Source organism: Rossellomorea sp. GAMAL-10_SWC (genome assembly GCF_049568075.1).
Lineage (GTDB): Bacteria > Bacillota > Bacilli > Bacillales > Bacillaceae_G > Gottfriedia.
In genome coordinates this window covers 3,242,814-3,266,507 of record NZ_CP144911.1, presented here as the reverse complement: position 1 = coordinate 3,266,507, position 23,694 = coordinate 3,242,814, and the positions used below count along the sequence as shown (strand labels likewise).

General features: G+C 32.1%; 24 protein-coding genes and 1 other annotated feature. Of the genes, 17 read left to right on the top strand and 7 right to left on the bottom strand.

The window, feature by feature from the left end:
* Positions 1–14: 14 nt before the first annotated feature.
* Together V5E38_RS16205 and V5E38_RS16200 are read right to left on the bottom strand one after the other, a co-directional pair.
* Positions 15–1,073 (bottom strand): tetratricopeptide repeat-containing glycosyltransferase, encoded by a 1,059-nt coding sequence (locus V5E38_RS16205; RefSeq protein ID WP_499210763.1) that lies wholly within the window; start codon positions 1,071–1,073, stop codon positions 15–17.
* 156 nt (positions 1,074–1,229) lie between these two features.
* Complete coding sequence (locus V5E38_RS16200; protein ID WP_499210762.1) at positions 1,230–2,315, bottom strand: tetratricopeptide repeat-containing glycosyltransferase family 2 protein; 1,086 nt, start codon at positions 2,313–2,315, stop codon at positions 1,230–1,232.
* 122 nt (positions 2,316–2,437) lie between these two features.
* Positions 2,438–2,659, top strand: a binding site (T-box leader).
* A gap of 42 nt (positions 2,660–2,701) precedes the next feature.
* Between V5E38_RS16200 and argS the strand changes: the two genes are divergently transcribed.
* The 6 genes from argS (at position 2,702) to V5E38_RS16170 (ending at position 8,967) form a co-directional block, all read left to right on the top strand.
* Positions 2,702–4,390 (top strand): arginine--tRNA ligase, encoded by a 1,689-nt coding sequence (gene argS / locus V5E38_RS16195; RefSeq protein ID WP_499210761.1) that lies wholly within the window; start codon positions 2,702–2,704, stop codon positions 4,388–4,390.
* A 349-nt stretch (positions 4,391–4,739) separates the two neighbouring features.
* A complete protein-coding gene (locus V5E38_RS16190; RefSeq protein ID WP_335479943.1) occupies positions 4,740–5,342 on the top strand; it encodes a glycosyltransferase family 2 protein in 603 nt (200 codons plus the stop codon).
* A gap of 74 nt (positions 5,343–5,416) precedes the next feature.
* On the top strand, positions 5,417–6,445 hold the full coding sequence (locus tag V5E38_RS16185; protein WP_499210760.1) for a polysaccharide biosynthesis protein: 1,029 nt from the start codon (positions 5,417–5,419) through the stop codon (positions 6,443–6,445).
* Entirely contained in the window at positions 6,442–7,299 is an 858-nt protein-coding gene (locus tag V5E38_RS16180) for an SDR family oxidoreductase (protein WP_499210759.1), read from the top strand. The genes V5E38_RS16185 and V5E38_RS16180 overlap by 4 nt, the downstream gene beginning before the upstream one ends.
* 168 nt (positions 7,300–7,467) lie before the next feature.
* Positions 7,468–8,064 carry a nitroreductase family protein gene (locus tag V5E38_RS16175; RefSeq protein ID WP_499210758.1) on the top strand — a complete coding sequence of 199 codons (597 nt, stop codon included), beginning with the start codon at positions 7,468–7,470 and terminating at the stop codon, positions 8,062–8,064.
* Positions 8,065–8,229: 165 nt separating this feature from the next.
* Positions 8,230–8,967 carry an SGNH/GDSL hydrolase family protein gene (locus tag V5E38_RS16170; RefSeq protein WP_499210757.1) on the top strand — a complete coding sequence of 246 codons (738 nt, stop codon included), beginning with the start codon at positions 8,230–8,232 and terminating at the stop codon, positions 8,965–8,967.
* A 68-nt stretch (positions 8,968–9,035) separates the two neighbouring features.
* Here V5E38_RS16170 and V5E38_RS16165 read toward each other — a convergent pair whose 3' ends face one another.
* Positions 9,036–10,592, bottom strand: a complete 1,557-nt coding sequence (locus V5E38_RS16165) for an ABC-F family ATP-binding cassette domain-containing protein (protein ID WP_097978352.1) — start codon at positions 10,590–10,592, stop codon at positions 9,036–9,038.
* A gap of 315 nt (positions 10,593–10,907) precedes the next feature.
* Between V5E38_RS16165 and V5E38_RS16160 the strand changes: the two genes are divergently transcribed.
* Positions 10,908–11,522 (top strand): PH domain-containing protein, encoded by a 615-nt coding sequence (locus V5E38_RS16160; RefSeq protein WP_499210756.1) that lies wholly within the window; start codon positions 10,908–10,910, stop codon positions 11,520–11,522.
* A gap of 341 nt (positions 11,523–11,863) precedes the next feature.
* Here the strand turns inward: V5E38_RS16160 and V5E38_RS16155 are convergent, their stop codons facing one another.
* Together V5E38_RS16155 and V5E38_RS16150 are read right to left on the bottom strand one after the other, a co-directional pair.
* A complete protein-coding gene (locus V5E38_RS16155) occupies positions 11,864–12,331 on the bottom strand; it encodes a PH domain-containing protein (RefSeq protein ID WP_499210755.1) in 468 nt (155 codons plus the stop codon).
* Between the two features lie 15 nt (positions 12,332–12,346).
* On the bottom strand, positions 12,347–12,787 hold the full coding sequence (locus V5E38_RS16150) for a DinB family protein (RefSeq protein WP_499210754.1): 441 nt from the start codon (positions 12,785–12,787) through the stop codon (positions 12,347–12,349).
* 119 nt (positions 12,788–12,906) lie between these two features.
* Between V5E38_RS16150 and V5E38_RS16145 the strand changes: the two genes are divergently transcribed.
* On the top strand, positions 12,907–13,179 hold the full coding sequence (locus tag V5E38_RS16145) for a hypothetical protein (RefSeq protein ID WP_097978356.1): 273 nt from the start codon (positions 12,907–12,909) through the stop codon (positions 13,177–13,179).
* 64 nt (positions 13,180–13,243) lie between these two features.
* On the opposite strand, the gene rnhC is transcribed toward V5E38_RS16145, so the two are convergent.
* Positions 13,244–14,176 (bottom strand): ribonuclease HIII, encoded by a 933-nt coding sequence (rnhC, locus tag V5E38_RS16140; protein ID WP_499210753.1) that lies wholly within the window; start codon positions 14,174–14,176, stop codon positions 13,244–13,246.
* Positions 14,177–14,273: 97 nt separating this feature from the next.
* On the opposite strand from rnhC, the gene zapA reads away from it, so the two are divergent.
* From zapA to V5E38_RS16110, 6 genes are all read left to right on the top strand, one after another.
* On the top strand, positions 14,274–14,564 hold the full coding sequence (gene zapA / locus V5E38_RS16135; protein ID WP_056472333.1) for a cell division protein ZapA: 291 nt from the start codon (positions 14,274–14,276) through the stop codon (positions 14,562–14,564).
* The gene (locus V5E38_RS16130; protein WP_499210752.1) at positions 14,557–15,090 is read left to right on the top strand and encodes a CvpA family protein; all 534 of its coding nucleotides are present in this window, start codon (positions 14,557–14,559) and stop codon (positions 15,088–15,090) included. The genes zapA and V5E38_RS16130 overlap by 8 nt, the downstream gene beginning before the upstream one ends.
* 47 nt (positions 15,091–15,137) lie before the next feature.
* Positions 15,138–16,862: a DNA polymerase/3'-5' exonuclease PolX gene (gene polX / locus V5E38_RS16125; RefSeq protein WP_499210751.1), complete on the top strand. Its 1,725-nt coding sequence runs from the start codon at positions 15,138–15,140 to the stop codon at positions 16,860–16,862.
* A gap of 17 nt (positions 16,863–16,879) precedes the next feature.
* Positions 16,880–19,234 carry an endonuclease MutS2 gene (locus tag V5E38_RS16120; RefSeq protein WP_097978360.1) on the top strand — a complete coding sequence of 785 codons (2,355 nt, stop codon included), beginning with the start codon at positions 16,880–16,882 and terminating at the stop codon, positions 19,232–19,234.
* A 229-nt stretch (positions 19,235–19,463) separates the two neighbouring features.
* Positions 19,464–20,333 (top strand): alpha/beta hydrolase, encoded by an 870-nt coding sequence (locus tag V5E38_RS16115; RefSeq protein ID WP_176522640.1) that lies wholly within the window; start codon positions 19,464–19,466, stop codon positions 20,331–20,333.
* A gap of 9 nt (positions 20,334–20,342) precedes the next feature.
* Entirely contained in the window at positions 20,343–20,798 is a 456-nt protein-coding gene (locus V5E38_RS16110; RefSeq protein WP_499210750.1) for a GNAT family N-acetyltransferase, read from the top strand.
* Between the two features lie 136 nt (positions 20,799–20,934).
* On the opposite strand, the gene V5E38_RS16105 is transcribed toward V5E38_RS16110, so the two are convergent.
* Positions 20,935–21,375, bottom strand: coding sequence for a hypothetical protein (locus V5E38_RS16105; RefSeq protein ID WP_097978363.1), 441 nt, complete (start codon positions 21,373–21,375; stop codon positions 20,935–20,937).
* 94 nt (positions 21,376–21,469) lie between these two features.
* On the opposite strand from V5E38_RS16105, the gene V5E38_RS16100 reads away from it, so the two are divergent.
* The 3 genes from V5E38_RS16100 (at position 21,470) to V5E38_RS16090 (ending at position 23,694) form a co-directional block, all read left to right on the top strand.
* Positions 21,470–21,976 carry a hypothetical protein gene (locus V5E38_RS16100; protein ID WP_499210749.1) on the top strand — a complete coding sequence of 169 codons (507 nt, stop codon included), beginning with the start codon at positions 21,470–21,472 and terminating at the stop codon, positions 21,974–21,976.
* A gap of 114 nt (positions 21,977–22,090) precedes the next feature.
* Positions 22,091–22,447 carry a hypothetical protein gene (locus tag V5E38_RS16095; protein WP_499210748.1) on the top strand — a complete coding sequence of 119 codons (357 nt, stop codon included), beginning with the start codon at positions 22,091–22,093 and terminating at the stop codon, positions 22,445–22,447.
* A 2-nt stretch (positions 22,448–22,449) separates the two neighbouring features.
* Positions 22,450–23,694, top strand: coding sequence for a glutathionylspermidine synthase family protein (locus V5E38_RS16090; RefSeq protein ID WP_499210747.1), 1,245 nt, complete (start codon positions 22,450–22,452; stop codon positions 23,692–23,694).

Genomic DNA, 23,694 nt, shown 5'->3' with positions numbered 1-23,694 from the left:
CAGTTGAGAGGTCCTCAGCTGCCTTCGTTATTTAATCTATTCGAAAAATACTCTCTATTTGAGAGAATACTTGGATGTGTTGGGTAAAAATGATAGGCTAATTCATTGTGCTCATTTGCAAGTCGTAATTCACCTATTCTGTCATAGCATACAGCTAGCTGTAAATGTGGTAGCCAAGTAGTACATGATGGGTTGTGAAGAATCAAACGATTGTTCACCTTATTTAAGGTTGCTTCTTTATACCAATAAATAGCTGAATCAAAATTATTTTTCTCAAAAAATGTATAAGCCAATCTACAACATGTTTCTGGGTGAGTATTGCCATATTTAAGAGCTTTTAATAACCAAGTAGTTTCTAAGTCTCTTAGATTAAACTCGTGATAACAATTAGCAATATAATGACATGCAAGAATATTAAGTTCTTCAAATGGTTGATTTAATCTCAAAAATTTTAAAAAATATTTTATCGATTGATCATGTTGATGATCTGAACTTAATTCTTTTGCATAATAAAACAAATCCATTGTTGAAAGATTAAAGTTATTACTTAACATTTGTTCATATATTTGAATATTTTCTTTTGTATTTTTTGTAAAAGGGAGATCTGTAATAACAAGATTAGTAGAAAATGATTCAGAGGTTTGTTCATTTTTCAAATTCGGTGAATGACTATTTGAACCTAATTTTTTAATTAATCTACTGATTTTTTGTTTACTATTTACATTCCAACCGATCTGATAATCGACAGCTACATTATAAACTTCATTGTTTAATGATAGTTTTAGATTAGAAAATGTTAAACGATCATGTTCTAGTAAAACTTCACTATGGTTTAGTAAAAGTATAAAGTCTTTCGTTGCCAAAGATTTTGAAAAATTTAATGCATCTATTTCATCCACACCATCAAAGACATGTATTTGGCCTGTAAACTGTCTTGCTAGCTCAATCGTTCGATCGTGGGAATTCATATCAACGATGATAATTTCATCAACTAAGCTACTAACTGAACTTAGACATCTTTCAATTGTGGCTTCATTATTTTGTACAACCATGCATAAACTGACTGTGATCAAGCTATCACCCTTTTCTATAATTTTGATTTTGTATTAAATGATTGATGATAATTTAGTGTTGATTTACTTAATTAGTAGCTTCCAAATCATCTAGTATGCTTTCTAAACAGATAGGATAGGAATGGAAACATAATGTTAGTAGATAGTACGGGTGAGTTATTGTTCTTTAAAAAAAGAGCGGAAATACTCTTTGTTGTGTAGAACGGAAGGGTTATTTGGAACATAGCTTGCTGCTATCTCATTATATTTTCTAGCAGTAAGTTGATTGCCTAATCGACTATAGCAAAGACATAACTGTAGATTAGGTAACCAAGTGTAACACGCTTGATTAATAAAAGGACTACTTGTAGGAACATCAACAAGAGTAGCAAGTTTATACCATGAAATAGCACGTGTAAAATCACCTTTTTGAAGATACACAAATCCTAAACGACAGCAGTTTTCTCCACGTGGTCCATCATAAGAAAATGATCTTAGACAACTGCTAATTGCTTTTTCTGTTTCGTTTAGATTTAAATAGCAGTCTGCCATTTTTCCACAGGCTTGAATATTATCTTCGTACCAGCCTTTCCCTTCATCAAGAAACAATTCATACCATGCAATTGCCTTTTCGTATAGTTGATGATCCACGCATTCATTAGCATAATAGTATTTGTCACGAGGACTTAATTCATTTCCTGATGAAATCGCATTTTCATAAATCTTTAAATTTCGATCAGAATACTCTTTGTCTTTGTGATGAATAATTGCTGCATCCGATTGAATAATTTCGCCGTAAACCTCTAAATATTCATGAACGAAACCAATCCATTTAAAGTTTCTTTCTCGCTTAACGATTCGATTTCGTACAGAACTAAAGCTGGGATTACCATTTTCATCGAAGGCTAGATGATATTTCATTCCGACAGCGTCGACATTTTTAGTTAATGACTTTTTTAATTTAAGTAATTTTTTTGCATTTTCATCAGTGATAATATCATCAGCATCAAGCCACATAATATAATCCTTCGTTGCTTTAGAAAAAGCAAAATTTCTTGCTGCTGAGAAATCATTGATCCAAGTAAAATCATATATAGAATTTGTAAACTTTTTAGCTATTTCCTTAGTTTTGTCTGTTGAACCAGTATCAATAATGACAATTTCGTCTACTATATTAGATACAGATGATAAACATCTGGAAAGTACAGCTTCTTCGTTTTTAACAATCATACAAAGACTTAAAGTTATTGGTTTTTTTTTCATGAATTCCACCTCAATTTCTATGTTATTAAGGTTGTCAACAAATGGTGCAATTCATAAAGTTCAAAAAAAGATTAATGTTGAATTTCTACATTAGATATGATTAAATGGAAAAAATGAATATTGAAAATTTTTAGATGAAGAGAGTAATCTTATTTTGATTCTTGTAGAGAGTTGGGGATGGTGGAAGCCTAACAGAGCGAATAGGATGAAGCGCACTTCGGAGAAGCAGTCTGAATTAATAGTAGGACTTTGCCGGGGAAGACCTCGTTAACAAATTTTAAAGTTGGTTCAATTTATTTGAACAATTAGAGTGGTACCGCGGATTAGTTAAACCCGTCTCTTATGATAGAGACGGGTTTTTTATATTTTGGAGAGGATTGATCAGAATGAATTATGTAAAAATGTATAGTGAACAAATTGAAAAAGCTTTAAATGGATCACTAACTTTAACTGAAATTAACTCACTTATCGAAAAACCGAATTATGCAGATCAAGGTGATTTAGCATTTCCTTGTTTCCAATTAGCAAAAGCATTAAAAAAATCTCCGGTTATGATTGCAAAGGAAATTGCACCACAAATTAATCATGATTTAATTGAAAAAGTAGAAGCGAACGGACCGTATGTAAACTGCTTTTTGAATAAAAAGCTAGTAAGTAAGCAAGTAATTGAATTAGTTCTTGGCCAAGGGAATGAATATGGAAATCAAGTAATTGGTGAAGACAAAACGGTTGCGATTGATTGTTCCTCACCTAATATTGCAAAGCCATTTTCGATGGGGCACTTGCGTTCAACAATGATTGGAAATTCAATTGCTAAAATTGCTGAAAAAAATGGGTATAAAGCAATAAAAATTAATCACCTTGGAGACTGGGGAACACAATTTGGAAAATTAATTGTTGCTTATAAACTTTGGGGTAATCAAGACGCAGTAAAAGAAAATCCAATCAAAGAGCTTTTAAAATTATATGTTAAATTTCATGAAGAAGTTGAAAAAGAGCCTCAACTTGAGGAAGAAGCTAGAAGCTGGTTTAAGCAATTAGAGGAAAAAAATGAAGAAGCTTTACATTTATGGAAGTGGTTCCGTGATGAGTCCCTTAAAGAATTCATGTTAGTTTATGATTTATTAGGTGTTAACTTTGATAGCTTTAACGGAGAAGCATTTTACAATGATAAAATGGAACGAGTTATTGAACTTCTAGAGCAAAAAAATCTTTTAGTGGAATCTGAGGGTGCCGAAGTTGTTGAATTAACTGAAAAAGATTTACCACCATGTTTAATTAGAAAATCTGACGGAGCTACATTGTATGCAACAAGAGATTTAGCAGCTGCACTTTACCGTAAAGAAACTTACGATTTCGATAAGGCCATATATGTAGTTGGTGGAGAACAAGCATTACATTTTGAGCAAGTATATACAGTTTTGAATAAAATGGGGTACGAATGGTCTAAAGATATGGTACATGTACCATTCGGTTTAATCCTACAAAACGGTAAAAAAATGTCAACGCGAAAAGGGAAAATTGTTCTTTTAGAAGAGGTAATTGAGGAAGCGATTAGTTTAGCTAGTCAAAATATTGCAGAAAAAAATCCTACATTAAAAAATAAAGAAGAAGTTGCAAAAATGGTTGGAGTCGGCGCAATCATTTTCCAAGATTTAAAAAATGATCGTATGAATAATATCGAATTTTCACTTGAGCAGATGCTAAAATTTGAAGGTGAAACAGGGCCATATGTACAATACTCAATTGCGAGAACAAATTCAATTTTAGATAAAGCCTCATCACAGGATTTAAATAAACAAGATGGGCTAGATGATTCATATAGTTGGGACATCATAAAACATATTCTTGAGTTTCCTAACAAAGTTACACGTAGTTTTGAACAATTTGAGCCATCTGTCATTGCTAAATATACAATCGATTTGGCACAAAGCTTCAATAAATATTATGGAACTACTCATATTCTAACAAATGATGACCAATTAGAGAGTAGATTAGCATTAATTAAAGTTGTTTCCATTGTTTTAGAAGAAGGACTAAGATTATTAGGAATTCGTGCTCCAAAAGAAATGTAAGAAAAAACAGGTTTTGAAGAAGATGCTTCTTTCAACGCCTGTTTTTCTTTTTTTATACAGCCGATTAGGTTTGGAGGTTCGTTAAAGAATAATAATGAGTGTGTCTAAAAGTGGCATTATTTTTAACGGTACTTGATCGTAAGTGATAAACTCCATAAGAATTAGTTTATTTGAAGGGAAATTAATATTTAGTTCTTAAGTCTAAAACCGTAATAACAGAGCAATACGAGGAACCTCCATATAAATATATTCATATATTATTCGAGTAGATGTTATCCACTTGTTTTAAATTGAATATTAGCTGAAATTGTATTTAACTACAAAATTAATAAAAGGAGAGAGGTTTTCATTGAAATTTAGCTTTTTAAGTCCTGCTTATAATAGTTCGGAATGGATTAAGAGGATGTTAGATAGTATTCCTAAAGAATATGCTTATGAAATTATTGTATGTGATGACGGTTCTACTGATAATACATTAGAGCTTTTAGAAGAATATAAAAAAAATTGCCCACAATTAAAAATATTAAAGAATAAAAAAAATATAGGTGCAAGTTTTTCATATAACCGATGTATTGCAGAAGCAACTGGGGACTATATTGCAATAATTGATAGCGATGATATGTATTTGCCTGCTATTAAAGACGTTTTAGTACAAGTTGATGGAGAATGTGACATCTATTATTACAATATGCTTACGAAAGATGGCACGCCTTTTATTAAAACTGAAACAGATGACATTTATAATTGGCCAGGACAATTTAAAATCATCAGAAGAAGCTTTATCGGCGATGCAAAATTTACAATTAGAAAAGATATTGCTGGTGACTATGACTTTAATAGAGCGTTAGTAGATCAAAAACCAAAATGTAAATATACTCATATTTTTGCATATTGGTATAACTATCCACGTGAAAATTCTGAATCTAGTTTGCATTTAAGAGGACTAAAATGATGAGATGTATAGATCATTTGTTTTTACTAGATTGACATATTTCATACGCAGAAAAGAGTGTGAAGACGATTTATATGTTTAAAGATAAAATAATATTAATAACAGGCGGTACAGGTTCTTTTGGAAATGTTGTATTAGAACGATTTCTAAATACGGATATAAAAGAAATTAGAATATTTTCAAGAGATGAAAAGAAACAAGCAGATATGCGTGCATTCTATCAAAATGATAAAATCAAATTTTATATTGGAGATGTACGAAATATCAATAGTCTATATGATGCTATGCACGGTGTTGATTTTATTTTTCATGCTGCTGCCCTTAAACAAGTTCCCTCGTGCGAATTTTTCCCGTTAGAAGCTGTAAAAACTAATATTATTGGAACAGACAATGTATTAACTGCAGCGATCAACTCGGGTGTAAAAAAAGTAATTTGTCTTTCCACAGATAAAGCAGCATATCCTGTGAATGCAATGGGAATTTCAAAAGCAATGATGGAGAAAACATTCATTGCAAAATCTCGATTAGTCTCTCCTGAAAAAACGCTAATTTGTGGAACTAGATATGGGAACGTAATGGCATCTCGTGGGTCAGTCATACCATTATTCATAGAACAAATAAAAGCTGGAAAATCTCTAACGATTACTGATCCAAAAATGACTCGTTTTATTATGAGTCTAGAAGATGCCGTTAATTTAGTTTTATATGCATTTAATCATGCATCTAATGGAGACATTATGGTTCAAAAATCGCCTTCTGCTTATATAGGAGATTTGGCACAAGCATTGAAGGAATTGTTTGAAGTAGATAATGAAATTAAAATTATTGGCACTCGTCACGGTGAAAAAATCTACGAAGTACTTCTTACTAAAGAAGAAGCGGCAAAAGCATTGGATATGGGGGATTTTTATAGAGTTCCAGCAGATAACCGAGATCTGAATTATGGCAAATATCTTGAAGATGGGTCACCGAAAATTACTGTAACAGATGAATATAACTCAAATAACACAAAAATACTTTCAGTGGAAGAAATTAAAGAGAAATTACTAACACTTTCATATATTCAAGATGAATTACGAGATTGGAAGGGAGGAAAAAAGTGAAATACTTAGTTCTTGGTGCTACTGGAATGGCAGGTCATACGATCGCATTATATTTACATGAGAGAGGTCATGAAGTAACCACCTTTTCAAGGAAATCCTTCCCTTATTGCGATAATATCAAGGGTGACATTATGGATCAATTTTTATTAAAACAAATTTTGTTAAATAATTATGATGTTGTAATTAATTGCATAGGTGTTTTAAATGATGCATGTAATAAAGAGCCATCAAGGGCTGTTTATTTAAATAGTTACTTACCTCACTTATTAGCTGATCTATTGAAAAGTACTAGAACAAGACTGTTTCATATGAGCACTGATTGTGTTTTCTCAGGAAAATCAGCACCTTATTCCGAAAATAGTTTTCGTGATGGTGAAACCTTTTATGATCGAACAAAGGCATTGGGTGAATTCGATGATCACAAGAATTTAACTTTTAGAAATTCTATAATTGGACCAGATATGAATAAGGACGGAATTGGCTTATTTAACTGGTTTATGAAACAAAATGGAAGTATCGATGGTTATTCGGAAGCAAAATGGACTGGTGTTTCAACTTTAACATTAGCAAAGGCTATGGAAAGAGCTACATTCGAAAAAATATCTGGGATATATAATCTTGTTAATAATACAAGTATAAGTAAACTTGATTTATTAAAGCTATTTAATGAAAATTTTAAGGCAAATGAAATAAATATTATACCAAATAGTTCAATAAATGTTGATAAAACACTGATTAATAACAGAAATGATTTTACATTTATTGTACCTAGTTATGAAGATATGATAAGAGAGATGAAAGAATGGATTTATTCACATAAAAACTTATATCCACATTATTTTAGTAATAGCTAAACACTATTTGTGTTCTAAATTAACTCCTAAAATAAGCGTCAATTTCAATGATCCCCTTTATAAAAATCCACTTATAGTCTATTATATTTCAACTGTTTTATTGAAAGTGATTATCATTTTCGTTTATAATATGTAAGAGAGTAGTAAGAATAAGGAGAATAATATTTGATGTCGATTTTAGATCTAATTAAAAATAGAAGAACAATTCGAGATACAAAAAAAGATCCAATTGATTTAGAAGATATAATGGAGCTACTTGAAGCAGCATCTTATGCTCCTTTCCACAGTAAAGAAGAGCCGTGGCAATTCATTATGGTTTCTGAAAAAAAAGAAAAAGAATATTATGCTTCAAAAATTGTAGATAGCTACGAAAGAATGGAATTAACTGAAACATATACAGTTGAGAAAATTAAAAAATCAACGGAATTCTTTAAAACATATATCATCGACACACCTATGCATTTAATTATTACGACAGACCACTCAGAAAATGAAAAGAAAAATTTAGAAGCGATTGGCGCAACCTGTGCATTTGTTCAAAATTTACAATTAGCAGCTTGGGAAAAGAATATTGGAATGGTATGGCGAACAAATCCTTATATTTTTGATAAACAATTTTACAAAGAGATGGGTATTCCAGAAAATCGAAAAATTTTAGGAGCTCTTCATATCGGTTATATAAATTCAATGCCAAAAGGAACAAAGAAAAGAAAACATCCAAGTGAATGGACTTCTAAGTTAAGTCAAAATATTACACTTTCTTAAACAAATAATATGACATGTAGAGTGATGTATTTAATATAAATGCATTACTCTTTTTTTATTACCTAAAATTTACCAAAAGTTTTGTAGCTTAATTCGACACATTTTGTAAATTTTTTTAATTATAATCCATTTTAAAAGGCATTATTTTAAGGGAGGAATTTAATAATGAAAAAATTATTAACAACAATTTCTGCTTTAACTTTAGCAAGTACTATGTTTTCAACCGCTGCTATGGCACAGAGTGAAAATGCAAAGAAATCACTCGTAGCTTTAGGAGATTCGATTACGTTTGGTTACAATTTAGGTGTAAATAATGATCATCCTTCTAAGGTTGCTTTTCCATATATTATTGGACAAGATGCTAATCTAAGAGTTCGTGACTTAGGTGTTCCAGGCTGGAGGACTGATCAATTATTGTTCTCAATCAAGAATGATGATACATATCGAGATGCAGTTAGACATGCTGATTATGTAACTTTAGATATTGGAAACAACGATCTTCTTCAAGCTCTCAAAGCGAGTAATGGAGATTCTACTAAACTACAGCAATCAGTTGGTGCAATGCTACCTGTGTTATTAAAGAATTTATCGGATACTATTTTAGAAATTAGATCTCTTACTGATGCACCGATTTTAGTATATAACATTTATAATCCTTTCCAAACTACAGATCCTATGTATGCACAAGGAAATTTCCTATTGAGTAACATTATTAACAAAAATATTTACAATTCAGTGAATTCTCTCAAAGCAATTGGAGTTTCTAACATCGTTATAGCAGACGCTTTTTCAACATTCTATAATCGTCAAAGTACATATGTTAGACAGAATGATATTCACCCTACAATTGAAGGGCAAAAAAAGTTAGCTGAAATTGGTGAAGCAGCATTAAATTTAGATTGATATTATAAAAAAAAGAGAGTGTTCAAAAAGGATTTCTTTTTGATACTCTCTTTTTTTATAATATCATCTTAAAACACTTTAGTAGTCCAGTTTTCACCATTCCATACATCTGTAACTAATCCTTGATAGAATTCAGGTTCGTGACAGATAACTAAAAGACTTCCTTTGTACTCTTTTAGTGCGCGTTTTAGTTCTTCTTTAGCATCTACATCTAAATGGTTAGTAGGCTCATCGAGAACAAGTAAGTTTGTTTCTTGATTAATTAACTTACATAAACGAACTTTTGCCTTTTCTCCACCACTTAAAACTGCAACTTTACTCTCAATATGCTTAGTCGTTAAACCACATTTTGCAAGTGCAGAACGAACTTCATATTGCGTAAATGATGGGAATTCATCCCAAACTTCATCGATACATGTTTTATTATTATCACTTTTTACTTCTTGTTCGAAGTATCCAATGTGAAGGAATTCACCGCGCTCAACTTCACCAGAAATTGGTTTAATATCTCCAAGTAAACTACGCATTAACGTCGTTTTACCGATACCGTTCGCACCAACTAAAGCAATTTTCTGTCCACGTTCCATACGTAGATTTAACGGTTTAGATAGAGGCTCATCGTAACCAATCACTAAATCTTTTGCTTCAAATATTAATTTACCTGAAGTACGAGCAGGTTTGAAGTTGAATTCTGGTTTTGGCTTTTCACGTGCAAGCTCGATTACATCCATTTTATCAAGTTTCTTTTGGCGAGACATAGCCATATTACGAGTAGAAACACGAGCTTTATTACGAGCAACGAAATCTTTTAGTTCAGAGATTTCTTGTTGTTGACGTTTATAAGCTGATTCTAATTGTGATTTTTTCATTTCATGAATTCCTTTGAAATTTTCATAATCACCAACATATCGATTTAATTCTTGGTTTTCCATATGATAAATCAAGTTAATAACACTATTTAAAAATGGAATATCATGTGAAATTAAAATAAATGCATTTTCATACTCTTGTAAATAGCGCTTTAACCATTCAATATGTTGCTCATCTAAATAGTTAGTAGGCTCATCTAGTAATAAAATATCTGGTTTTTCTAAAAGAAGTTTTGATAGAAGAACCTTTGAACGTTGACCACCAGAAAGTTCAGTTACATCGCGATCAAGTCCGATATCTTCTAAACCTAAACCACGACCAATTTCTTCAACTTTAGCATCAATAATATAGAAATCATTATTTGTTAAAGTATCTTGAAGAACACCAACATCTTCAAGCATTTTCTCCATTTCTTCCGGAGTTGCTTCAGCCATTTTTACATATAAATCATTAATTTCATTTTCCATATCAAACATATATTGGAAAGCACTTTTTAATACATCACGAATTGTCATACCTGGTTGTAATACAGCATGCTGATCTAAATAACCTACACGTACTTTTTTAGACCATTCAACCTTACCTTCATCAGGCTGTAATTTTCCAGTAACGATATTCATGAAAGTTGATTTACCTTCACCATTTGCACCAATAAGACCGATATGTTCACCTTTTAATAGACGGAATGATACATCATTAAAAATTGCACGATCACCGAATCCATGGCTTAAGTTTTTTACAGTTAAAATACTCATAGATCGACACCTTTTCTCTATTTTTCATATAATAATGTTCTTTTATGAAAGAACGTAATTTAAACAGTCACCATCTAATTATAGTCTGCAACTGGGTATGTGTTCAACAGTAAATTAAGCTATAACTTAAGGGAGGAGGGTTTGAACCGAGAGGACTTTTGAAAAAGAGGAAAAAAAATCCATATACACCTACTATTCCTATCCCTATATTTTTGTATTTAATGTATAATTCAGAAGTGTAATAGTCAAAAAGTGGGTTTTGAAGGCGTATAAATATAGAATTAGCCATACCTACTATTCGGAGGAGGAAGTTTAATGTTTGGTAAAGTTGCTGCAGATATGCTTGGTTTAAGTGATGTAGGTAGTGTTATTGAACCGAAAAATTATGACAAAGTTGATTCTGACGATTATGTAATGCATGAAGATAATGAAAAAATTTATTTCTTAATTAAATCAAAATCAGATGAGTATTGCTTTACGAATAAAGCTTTAATCCATTTAGACGGTACAAGTGCAATAAGTAAAAAGCGTACACTTCATCGTTATAATTATCACACTCATAAAATCACACATGTTTTACTTGAAACAGCTGGTACAATTGATTTAGATGTTGAAATTAAGTTCAACATTGGTGGTAGAGAGTTTTCGATTGATGTTCATAAAAAACATATTGAACAAGTTAAGGATCTATATAAAGCGTTACTAATGATTGCCGAAATTAGTCATGAAAACGAAAAAGCACTAGGGTATGCGAAAGAAAGCATCGAAATTGCTTCTACAACATTAGGCCGCGTAACTTCAAATGAAAATAATTTAGTGAACAGTTTTAAAGAAATTAATGAAGCTGCTTTTGAATGGTTAATGAAGTCAAGAGATCAATACAAAGTTAAAGATTTCGGATCGGTGTTTGAGAAGTATATTAATAATTAATTATGTAGAGAGAGGTCTTGTAAGTCAAAGTGCTTATGAGACTTTTTTTGTGCCTTAGATTAGGGAAATGTGATTAGAAGGATTCATGAGTAAGTAAAAAAGCAAAAGATGCATTATAATACCTCATGAGTGGTTCATGAGTAAGTAAAAAAGCAAAAAGATGGAATATAGTACCTCATGAGGGGGGGATGAGTAAGTAAAAGAGCAGAAAGATGGAATGTAGTACCTCATAAAGGTTCATGAATTATATCTCCAACTATTTTTGGAGAAATCAGGCTAAAAATCAATAATAAACAAAGAAAACTCGCAAGGATCTTATTACCTTGTGAGTTTTCTTTGTTTTAAAGATCGTAATTAAATATAACTTCTGCTTTTTGACGATTTATAATAGTAGCATTTGGACAGCGTTTTTTGATTTCTTGTAAAAAAATTTCTTCGTCTTTTGGAAGTGAAAGTAAGGCAAATCCGTACTTTTTGTATTCGATTTTTAAACGTTTAAAGGTCCATGCAGGTGATGAAACTGGATTATTGGAGAAAGTAACTGTTCTAATTTCACTGTATGGAATGAGAATTGTTATAAAACCAAATTTTGATTTGAATTCAGTTTCGGTTAATTCATGGTATGTGTTGAATAATGCCCAAACAAGAACAATCAATATTGGTAATAGAAAGACAAAGACTACTAAACTTATGATGATTACTGTGCGATCAGCTTCAATAAAGCTGATGATGGGAACTGAAATAATGATGGGAATTAAGCTCAGAATTAGGACGACTAATAGAGGATTTTTCTTCACTTTAAATTTCATGGCGACACCTTGATCCTATCCTAATATTTGATTTAAATGATGCTTCATATGGTCAATGTAGTCAGTAAATAACCAACTTAATGTAACAGATTCTTCATTTTGACTAATATATTGTAGTTTCCATTGGTCTTCTGAAATGTTTACGAGCACATTCATGAAACGTGAATTTAGGGCAGTCCATAAAGTAAGAATTTCTTCAATTGTATAGCTATTTTGATAATCATTTAATGCTACCCATGAATTTTGTTTATAAAGCTCCAAAACTAGTTCATCATTAGATGACAATCGATCTATAAATCTTTTATGATTCATAGTCGCAGAATCGCAAAGATGTCCAAGGATTTCTTTTTTAGACCATTTTGTATGATTTGGTTTAAAATCTGTATTCGATAAGGCTCTGATGATTTTTGGAACAGATTGGATTAGACTACTATATTCGTTCATTAAATTATTCATCTAACTATTCCTCCTTCGTTTCTACATGTTATGAATATGTTTAAACATTTTTCTTTATGAGTCTTTAGACAAGCCATAGGTGAATAGGTTATTAGTAGGACAATCTTGGAGGTGGCTTGATGTTAATCTTTTTGCTTTATGTCGGATTGTTAATTGGAGTGTTAGCAGTTTATAAAGATGCCATTAAGCGGGATGTTAGTAATCTTGGGTTTCAAATGATCGGTTATTATGTACTAGCTTCTTTACCATTTAGGTTATTTTGGTTACCGATCCCTTTTGGATTTTTGATTTGTTTATTTTTATTATCTAAACCGATGCTTCGATATAAAAAACAAAAACAAGTTGCTAGCCTATTAGGTTTCATTATATTTATACTAGATGCTGTATTCTAAATATATGTTTAGAATACAGCTTTTTTGATGTTTTCATATTCCTTTAGAATGCACTTTAGGAATATCATTTTTTAGCAATTTTTAATGCCTTTTCGGTATTAGCAAAATGTAATTTCGTTAAACTTCTTAAAGCTTCAAAACCTTTTGATTTAATTAGTTTTGCAGCGGCTTGATCAACTTTTGCTCCGGCACCTTTTGGTAAGGTCATGCCAGCTTTTTCACTTAATTGATCCATTTGTTGTAGGAAAGCATAGCGGGCTAAGATAGAAGAAACGGCAACTGAGAGATGCAAACCTTCTGCTTTAGTAGCAAATTGAACCTTATCACGAATAACTTCTTTTGTTCCTTTTAAATATCCGTAGTACAGATTTGGAGGAGTAAATTGATCAATTAAGATTGCATCATATTTTTTATCTTCCAATTTTGAAATAGTATTTCGAATTGCTTGGTTATGTAAAAGAGCCTTTAGTTTGTTCATATTATAGCCTTTTTCTTGCATAGCATTGTATTTCTCATTATGTAGTACTAAGAGGCTGTAGGTTACGACATGAACAATTTTTTTTGCAATGCTACATATGGCATCGTCAGTTAGTTCTTTGGAATCTTTTACGCCTAATTCTTTTAATAATTCGAATTGACTTGGTTCTACAAAGGAAGCTACTACTGTCATTGGTCCAAAGTAGTCGCCTGTACCAACTTCATCACTACCTATTACTGCAAGACTTGAAAAGTTTTTTGGTAAAGTTGAATTCGTATTTGTAGGGTTTACCTTTTTAATCGTTTGGCTAGCCGATTTGCCTTGCCATTTACTTACTTCAGCATCACAATTTGAGCCTTGAAACATTACTTTACCAGATTTATATGCAGTAATTGTACAGCCACTTGGTTTGGCCATAAATACTCCACCTTGTGGTACTTTTGATTGGAGGCTACTTTGGTAGTGTGCTTTCATCTTTAAGAGAGTATCCTCAGAAACTGTTAATACAGTGTTTGACATAAATTTCTCCTTTATAAATGGATATTTTCCAATACTTTTGATTGTATTGAATTTCATGTTATAGTTAAGGTTAGAATGTTTATAGCTGAATGGAGGTATGAAGTTGTCCAATTCTTCATCGAAACAAAAACTAAATGTAACTATTTATGGGCAACATTATGCAATTACTGGTGACGAGTCAACAGATCATATTCGCCATGTTGCCTCAATTGTAGATGATAAAATGAAAGAAATAAATAAAAAGAATCCATTATTAGATACTAATAAATTAGCTGTCTTGACAGCAATAAATATTGTAAGTGATTATGTAAAATTAAAAGAAAGAGCTGAAATGCTCGAAAAATTATTAGAAAAACAAACGAAAAGTGAGCAGAAAGAAAATGATTGATTTAATTATACTTATTATTTTTAGTTTAGGAATTTTGACAGGTTGGAGAAGAGGATTTATTAGCAGCCTTGTACGATTACTAGGATTTTTACTTTCCATATACCTAGCTTATCATTATTATGAGCAGACCGCTACTTCGCTTAAAAAAATATTTCCAATTCATATAAGTGGTGGCCAGGTCGTAAATGCAGAGCAGTTTGTCTATGAAATTATAGCTTTTGCTTTACTATTTATTGGGACAAGGTTAGTTATTTCATTTATTGGTTCGTTATTAAATGGAGTTTTCCAATTACCGGTTTTAAAGCAGATGAACTCCTTCTTAGGTGGTATTTTTGGTTTTATAGAGGCTTATTTATTTTTGGTTTTGGGGCTTTTTATAGCTTTAATCATACCAATTGATACGCTTCATGTATTATTACTTAAATCAAATATCGTGCATTTCATGGTTCAACATACTCCATTTATATCAAATCAATTAATGGAATTATGGAACGAGAAAGGATTTTCTAGTACTGAAATACTTTAATCGAGTTTAATTGAAAAACAATTTCTATGTTAAGTAGGTGACTTAAAATGCACAAAAAAGAGTTAATTAAACTGTTAGAACAAATTGCTACTTATTTAGAACTAAAAGGTGAGAATGCTTTTAAAATATCAGCATTTCGTAAAGCGGCAAATGCATTAGAAACTGATGAAAGAAGTCTTGAGCAAATCGACGATTTTACTGCTATAAAAGGAATCGGAAAAGGGACTTCTGCAGTAATTTTAGAATATATCGAAACTGGTAAAAGTACTGTATTGGAAGAACTACAAGAGTCATTGCCGAAAACTTTACTACCTTTACTTAGACTACCAGGATTAGGTGGGAAAAAAGTAGCTAAACTTTATCAGTCATTACAAATTGAGAGCATGGAGCAGTTAAAAGAAGCATGCTTAAATGGTAAGTTACAAGGGTTAGCTGGATTCGGTAAAAAGACAGAGAAAAATATTTTAGAATCAATCGAGGAGTTTGGTAAGCAGCCTGAACGCTTGCCACTAGCAGATGTATTACCGATTGCTGATAAAATTGAAGCTTATTTAGCAGGAATGAAGGATGTTGAAAAGTATTCAAGAGCAGGAAGCCTTAGAAGAGTACGTGAAACAGTTAAAGATTTAGACTTCATTGTTGCATCAAATAAACCTGAAAGTATTAAAGAACAATTACTTTCGATGCCGGAAATCGTTCGAATAATTGCACAAGGTGATACAAAAGTTTCTCTTGTTTTAAAAGGTGTTGAATATGAGATTTCAGTTGACTTCCGAATTATTCAACCTAAGGAGTTTGCTACAACGCTACATCATTTTACTGGTTCTAAGGATCATAATGTAGCTATGCGTCAATTGGCTAAAGAACGTGATGAAAAAATTAGTGAGTACGGTGTTGAGAACGTTAATACTGGAGAAGTTTTAACATTTGAAAATGAAGAAGATTTTTATGCTCACTTTAATTTACCTTGTTTTCCACCTGAAATACGAGAGGATGGAAAGGAAGTTTCAACTTTTACAAACGATTACCCACTAATTCGTTTAGAAGATATGAAATCTGATTTACATATGCACTCTACTTGGAGTGATGGTGGCTATTCAATCGAAGAAATGGCAGATGCATGTCGTGCTAAGGGGTATAAATATATTGTCATCACAGACCATTCACAATATTTAAAGGTTGCGAACGGTTTAACTCCTGAGCGTTTATGGAAACAAAAAGAAGAAATTCAGCGTGTTAATGAAAAATACACTGATTTTACAATTCTACATGGGGTAGAAATGGATATTTTACCTGATGGATCATTAGATTATGAAGATGATGTTTTACGTTCACTTGATTTTGTAATTGCATCAATTCATTCTAGCTTTAGTCAAGATGAAGAGACTATCATGATGCGTTTAAAAAATGCAATGAGAAATCCATATGTTAGCATGATTGGCCATCCAACAGGACGAAAAATTGGCAGAAGAGCTGGGTACAAAGTAAATGCTGAAGAATTAATTTCTGTAGCAAAAGAAACAGGTACAATTTTAGAATTAAATGCAAATCCGAATCGATTAGATTTAAATAAAGAAATGTTAATGATGGCTGCGGAAGCTGGTGTGATGTTATCAATAAATACGGATGCACATAACATTGATATGCTAGAGCATATGACTGTTGGAGTTAGTGCGGCCAAGAAGGCTTGGTTAAAAAGAGAAAATATTGTAAATACATTTGAATTACTCGAACTTTTAAGTTTGATTGAAAGAAAACGTAATCGAGTGTAAGGAGGTTCCGACGGGGTATGCAACGTACGTTAAGAGTTTTAGAGTACGATAAAATAAAAGAACAATTACTTAAACATGCTTCATCTTCACTAGGTAAGGAACGTATAAAAAACCTTTTACCAAGTACTAGTTATGATGAAGTTGTAGAACTACATGAATCAACCGACGAAGCTGTGAAAGTTATTCGTCTGCGAGGAAATGTACCTCTTGGTGGATTATCAGATATAAGAATGCAAGTAAAAAGGGCAGATATTGGTGGAATGCTATCTCCTTCTGAGCTAATTGCGATTTCTGGTGTGACATATGCCGGGCGTCAAATGATTCGATTTATTGAGGGCTTAATTGAGAGTGAAGTAGAAATTCCATACTTAGAATCATTAAGTGAGCAAATCATTCCTTTATTAGAGTTAGATAAAAATATAAAGGCTGCCATTGGTGATAACGGAGAAGTTTTAGATGACGCTAGTGTGACACTTAGAACGATTCGTGGACAAGTTCGAACAGCTGAAGCCCGAATTCGTGAAAAATTAGAGAGTCTAACTAGAGGAACAAATGCACAAAAAATGTTATCAGATTCAATCGTAACGATTCGTAATGATCGTTTCGTTATTCCAGTAAAACAAGAATATCGACATGTTTATGGTGGTATTGTTCATGATCAATCTTCTTCTGGTCAAACATTATTTATTGAGCCACAAGCTGTCGTTACATTAAACAATAGTTTACAAGAAGCTAAAGTTAAAGAAGAGCAAGAAATTGAGAAAATTTTAATGGCATTAACGGGTCAAGTAGCTGAGGCATCAGCGGATTTATTGCAAAATGTTGAAATTTTAGCTGAAATGGATTTCTTATTTGCAAAAGCTAACTATTCGCATTCAATTAAGGCAAGTAAACCTATTTTAAATAACGATCGATATTTTAAATTAAAAAAAGCACGTCATCCTCTAATTCCAAGGGATATAGTAGTAGCTAATGATATTGAATTAGGTAAAGATTTTACTACGATTGTTATTACTGGTCCAAATACGGGTGGTAAGACCGTTACTTTAAAAACGATTGGTATTTGTGTTTTAATGGCACAATCTGGTCTACAAATTCCTGCACTAGACGGTTCAGAAATCTGTGTGTTTGAGCAGATTTTCGCCGATATTGGTGATGAACAATCAATCGAACAGAGCTTAAGTACATTCTCTTCTCATATGGTGAATATTGTAGATATTTTAAAACATGTTAATCATAGTAGTCTTGTATTATTTGATGAATTAGGAGCTGGAACTGACCCTCAGGAAGGTGCGGCTTTAGCAATCTCAATTTTAGATGAGGTTAGTGAATACGGTGCAAGAGTAGTAGCGACAACGCATTATCCTGAATTAAAAGCATATAGTTACAATCGAGAGCACGTTATGAATGCTAGTGTTGAATTTGATGTCGAAACATTAAGTCCGACTTATCGACTATTAATTGGTGTTCCAGGTAGAAGTAATGCATTTGAGATTTCTAGAAGACTTGGACTTTCAAATCGTGTAATTGAAAAAGCAAGAAATCATGTAAGTGAAGAAAGTAATGAAGTTGAAAATATGATTGCATCTTTAGAAACGAGTAGAAAAGGTGCAGAAACAGAATGGAAAGAAGCAGAAGATTTCCGTAAAGAATCAGAGCGTGTATTCAAAGACTTACAAAAGCAAATGATGGAATTTTATGAACACCGTGATGAATTATATCGTGGAGCACAGGAAGAAGCGAAAAAGCGTGTCAGAGTTGCACAACAAGAAGCTGAGGAAATTATTAAAGAGCTAAGATCGTTAAAGAATAACCAATTAGCTTCTATTAAAGATCATGAATTAATTGAGGCAAGAACTCGTTTAGAAGGGGCAATTCCTTATGCTCCAAAGAAAACAATTCCTCAGGCCGCTCCGAAGAAACAAAGAAAGCTTCGTGAAGGTGACGAAGTAAAAGTAATTAGTTTTAACCAAAAAGGGACACTACTTGATCAAGTTAGTGAAGGGGAATGGCAAGTTCAGCTCGGTATTATTAAGATGAAAGTTAAAGAAAAAGATATTGAATATATTAGTTCACCTAAAGAAGTAAAAGAACGAACTGTTACCTCTGTAAAAGGTAAGGATTTTCATGTTAATCTTGAGCTGGATCTTAGAGGTGAAAGATATGAAGATGCACTAATTCGTGTTGAAAAATATATCGATGATGCTTTATTAGCCGGTTATCCACGAATTAATATCATTCATGGAAAAGGAACTGGTGCACTGAGACAAGGGGTACAGGAATATTTAAAAAAACACAGATCTGTTAAATCCTATCGATATGGAGCAGCTTCCGAGGGCGGAATTGGTGTTACTGTTGTCGATTTAAAATAAGGTAATAGGGGTTCTAAGATGGAAAAGTTGGCAAAAATATTATTTGCGGTTTGTGCAGTATTTTTAATTTGGGGAATTTTGTATGTAACAGTTATTAAATAAAGTAATTGAGGCTAGCATCATTAGTGTATTTCTATTAATTTATGTAGACATTTAAAATCTTACATAAAGATGAACTTAGAAGACATAACCTGAGTTAGTCTCTTTTTAATTAGAAAGGTGAATTGGCTTGAAGAAAATCATTTTAGCATTAGTCATCTTTGTAATTGTCTTTGTTGGATTTAATGGTTTTCAACATAAACACCAAAAGAAGATAAATGATGTAAATAAAGATATTATTGTGCAAAGAGATGTACGTTACACAAATCCTGCCCAAGTTCCACAAACCTTTGATATATACCGATCTAAAAATTCTCATGGTCCATCGCCAACGTTGATATTTGTTCATGGCGGTTCTTGGAGATATGGAAGCAAAGCGTTAAATAAACGTTGGAGTACGATTTTTAATGAAATAGTAAAAGATGGATATACAGCAATTAGTATAGACTACACACTTTATTCAAAAGAAAATTATTCATATAACTTTCCAGTTCGTGATGTGAATTCGGCAATCGACTTTATTTACACACATTCAACTGAATTAGGAATTGATCGCAATCAAATCGGGATAGCTGGAGCTTCTGCTGGTGGACACTTAGCCTTATTAACTGGTCTTCAGCCTGATATACAAAACAAAATAAAATATATTATTGCTTGGTATCCAATTTCAGACTTAACGACGATGAATCAATCTCCTTCTTCAAGAAGTTCAGAAATTGTAGATAAATATATGAATAGTACTGTTGATCAAATGACAGATGAGTATAATCGAATGAGTCCTATTCAATATGTAGAAAAGACAAAAGTCCCAATCTTTATCGTACATGGAACAGGAGATAAGCTTGTTCCGTTCAGTCAATCTAAGCGATTTGCTAAAAAAAATCCAAAAATGGTTACGTTGATTGCACTTAAAAATGGAAACCATGGATTTACAAATCTTTCGGTACAAAAATCTACCAATGATACGATAAATTATTTAAAGGCAAGATTAAAAAAGTAAGGAGTATCAATGAATCATATAAATAAAATTCAATTTCTAACGAAAGAGCATTGGAATCTATTATTACTAGCTGATCCATCAAAAGAAATGGTAGATAAATATATTCAAAAGAGTAATATTTATGAAGTACTAGAACAAAAAATACTCGTCGGTGTATTAGTATTAATGGAAAATTCAAGTGAAGAGGTTGAAATTAAAAATATTGCAATTGATCCGACCTTCCAAGGACAAGGATTTGGAAAGAATTTAATCCATTATGGTATTAATGAATCTAAAAAACTTGGTTATTCTAAAATTTCGATCTGTACCGGTAACTCAAGTACATACCAATTAGCATTATATAAAAATTGCGGATTTCAAATCAGTACTGTTTTTCATGATTTCTTTATTGATAATTATGATGAAGAAATATGGGAAAATGGCATACAGTGTAAGGATTTAATCAAGCTAGAACAAATACTATAGTATACAATAAAGCTATCTAAGGAGACTTAGGTAGCTTTATTGTATAGACAAAGTACTAAAAACATGATTATCAGACTGATTGCAAGCGCTTGTCAACAGTCTGAAGCTACCTAGGAAGCCTTAGGTAGCTTATTTTTTATTCAATATACCGTTTGACATACATCACGTAAGTATTACGGTCTTGATCAACTTCATTTGAAGTTTGCTCGTAAATTTGATGATTTATTGTTATATAAGTTGATTGAAGCCAAGAAAGTAGATCCAATTCATCTCCACTCTCATAGAAATGAATTTCATCAAAAGTATCGACATCTCTAATTTCAATGCCTAACGGTCTGGTTAAATGGTAAAAAGGAGTATTTTCCATGTCCGATTCAATTACTTCAATTACATATCGATCTTCCTCGATATAAGAGCCTCTATTCTCGTAAACAAAACCATTTAAAATAAAGTAATCGCAATATCTTCTTGTAAAGATTTGGACCTTTGATAAAAATGGAAAATGGTAAATAGGTCGTGTAAATTCTCCATCAAGTAATCGATATTCAAGAACAAAGATGTTGTCTGTATTAAACATTGTTCAAACTCCTTTAATAATTGTATATACATTAGTATATAACACAGTTTAGGATAGAAATGTATGTATTTATATATTGAATTAGGAGAATACAATGTCAAAAACATCAAAATTAATGAAAAAAGTGAGTATTGCCATAACAAGTGGTATTGTAATAAGTTCATTAACCGGGTGTGGATCTGAACCAGAGTCGATTGAGACAACTGATAATTCTTATGAATCAAGTCAACCGGTCTATGAAAATACCAAGCAAGTAAATGAGGTTGATGAGGAGACAACGACTGAAGATAGTATTGATGAGACTGATTATACTGATAGTGACGAAATAGATTTTGCGTACACAGATACGGAAATGCCTGATGATGAAAATTGTAGTGATTGGGAATTTGACTATGAAGATAATATTTGGATTTGTGATGATACTTCAAGCTCATTTTACCGTAATTTTTTCTTTTTAGGCTCATTCTTTGCAACAAAAAATATGTTATATAGCAACAATGATTTTAATCAATACAAATCCTCAGGCATGATTAAAAGTACAAATTCTTCAGTTAAAAAAAGTGGTTTTGGCAGTGGAGTTTCTGGGGGATTTGGAGGTTAGTTTAAAAGATAACGAGAGTAAGAGGGATAGTTCAAGCTAATTTCTATATACTTTATGAAAGAGATTAGTTTAGTATAGAATAGAATAATTTTCAATACTCGAAAGGAGATCCCAATGTCAAAAACATCATTATTAATGAAAAAAGTTAGTATCGCATTAACGAGTGGCTTAGCAGTAAGTACATTAGCCGGCTGTGGTTCTCAAAATGCTGACCGACCAGATAAACCGAAAAATGACGATTGCCGTGATTGGGAGTTTGATGATGACGAAGGTGTTTGGGTTTGTGATGATAGCACTAGTCATTACTACCATAGTTATTATCATGGCGGAATATTTTATCCTACAAGAACGGCACTTCATGCAAGTAGTTCTTATAAGAGCTACAAATCTTCTAGTAAATATGCAGGGCATACTTCATCTTCAAGTAAAAGTGGTTTTGGAAAAGGTTCATCTGGAGGATTTGGTGGTTAATAATGGATAATGCGAATTTACAGAATCACAGACGAAAACGTAAAGAAGTATATCAAAAACTTCCGGATTTTTGGGCGGATTTACAAGATTCATATTATGCTTTATTAGACTATTATCCGTTGACTGAAAGTGAAGTTGATGAAATTCATTTAATTACGGAACAAATTGGTAAAATCTATGATAAGACTGCTCGGTTAATGAGACAATTACCAGATGATATTTTTTATATGCTTGGTTATTCAAAGGAAATCGTACCTTTTTTACGTCATAAAACGATTGAAAGTGAAGGAATCATTAGAAGAATTGACCTTGTTCGTACAAAAGATGGTTGGAAACATTATGAATGCAATAGTGACACCCCCACTTTTATTATGGAGACCCATCATGTCAATGGTTACATTACGGATTATTTTAACTTGAAGAATCCTAATGCTGATAGTGAAATGAAACTTTCTTATGTCATAAATCATGTTGTTAACAAAAGCATAAAAGGGTTAGATAAACCAATTATTGTTTTTACAGCTCATGGTGATCATGAAGAAGATTGGAAGACAGCTAAATATATCCAATCCCTATACAATGGCAAGAGTCAATTAATAGCGCTAGAAGATTTACAGATTATTGAAAACGATGGACTTTATACACCTAAAGGGGAACGAATACACATTCTTTACCGACAAACCTATCCAATTGAACATCTAGAGCTTGATCAATCTTCAGATGGAACAAAAATTGGCCTGGCACTATTAGAACTTGTAAAAGAAGGGAAATTGATTATTTTTAATCCATTATCTTCATTCTTACTACAGTCCAAGGCTGTTCAAGCATTAATTTGGAATTTACATATTGAGCAATCAGATGTTTTTACTGTAGAAGAACATGAGGCCATTAGAAAACATTTTCTGCCAACATTTTTAGAGCCAGATTTCTTTATAGAAAACAATCTTCCCTATGTTGAGAAACCTGCATTTGGCCGTGAAGGAGATTCAATTAAGATTATTAACGGAGAAAACCGTCAACAAAGTAAACAAAATAACTATCAAGATCAAGTTATGGTGTTTCAACAATATTCACCTTTACCTATGAGAAGGGTTATGACTCCTGATGGAATGCTAGATTTACATGTATTAATAGGTAGTTTTTTAATTAAAGAAGAATACGGCGCAATTGGTGTACGTGCTGGGAATATTATTACCGGAAACGAAAGTTGTTTTTTACCAATAGGAATCGTTGAAGAAAAAAATTAA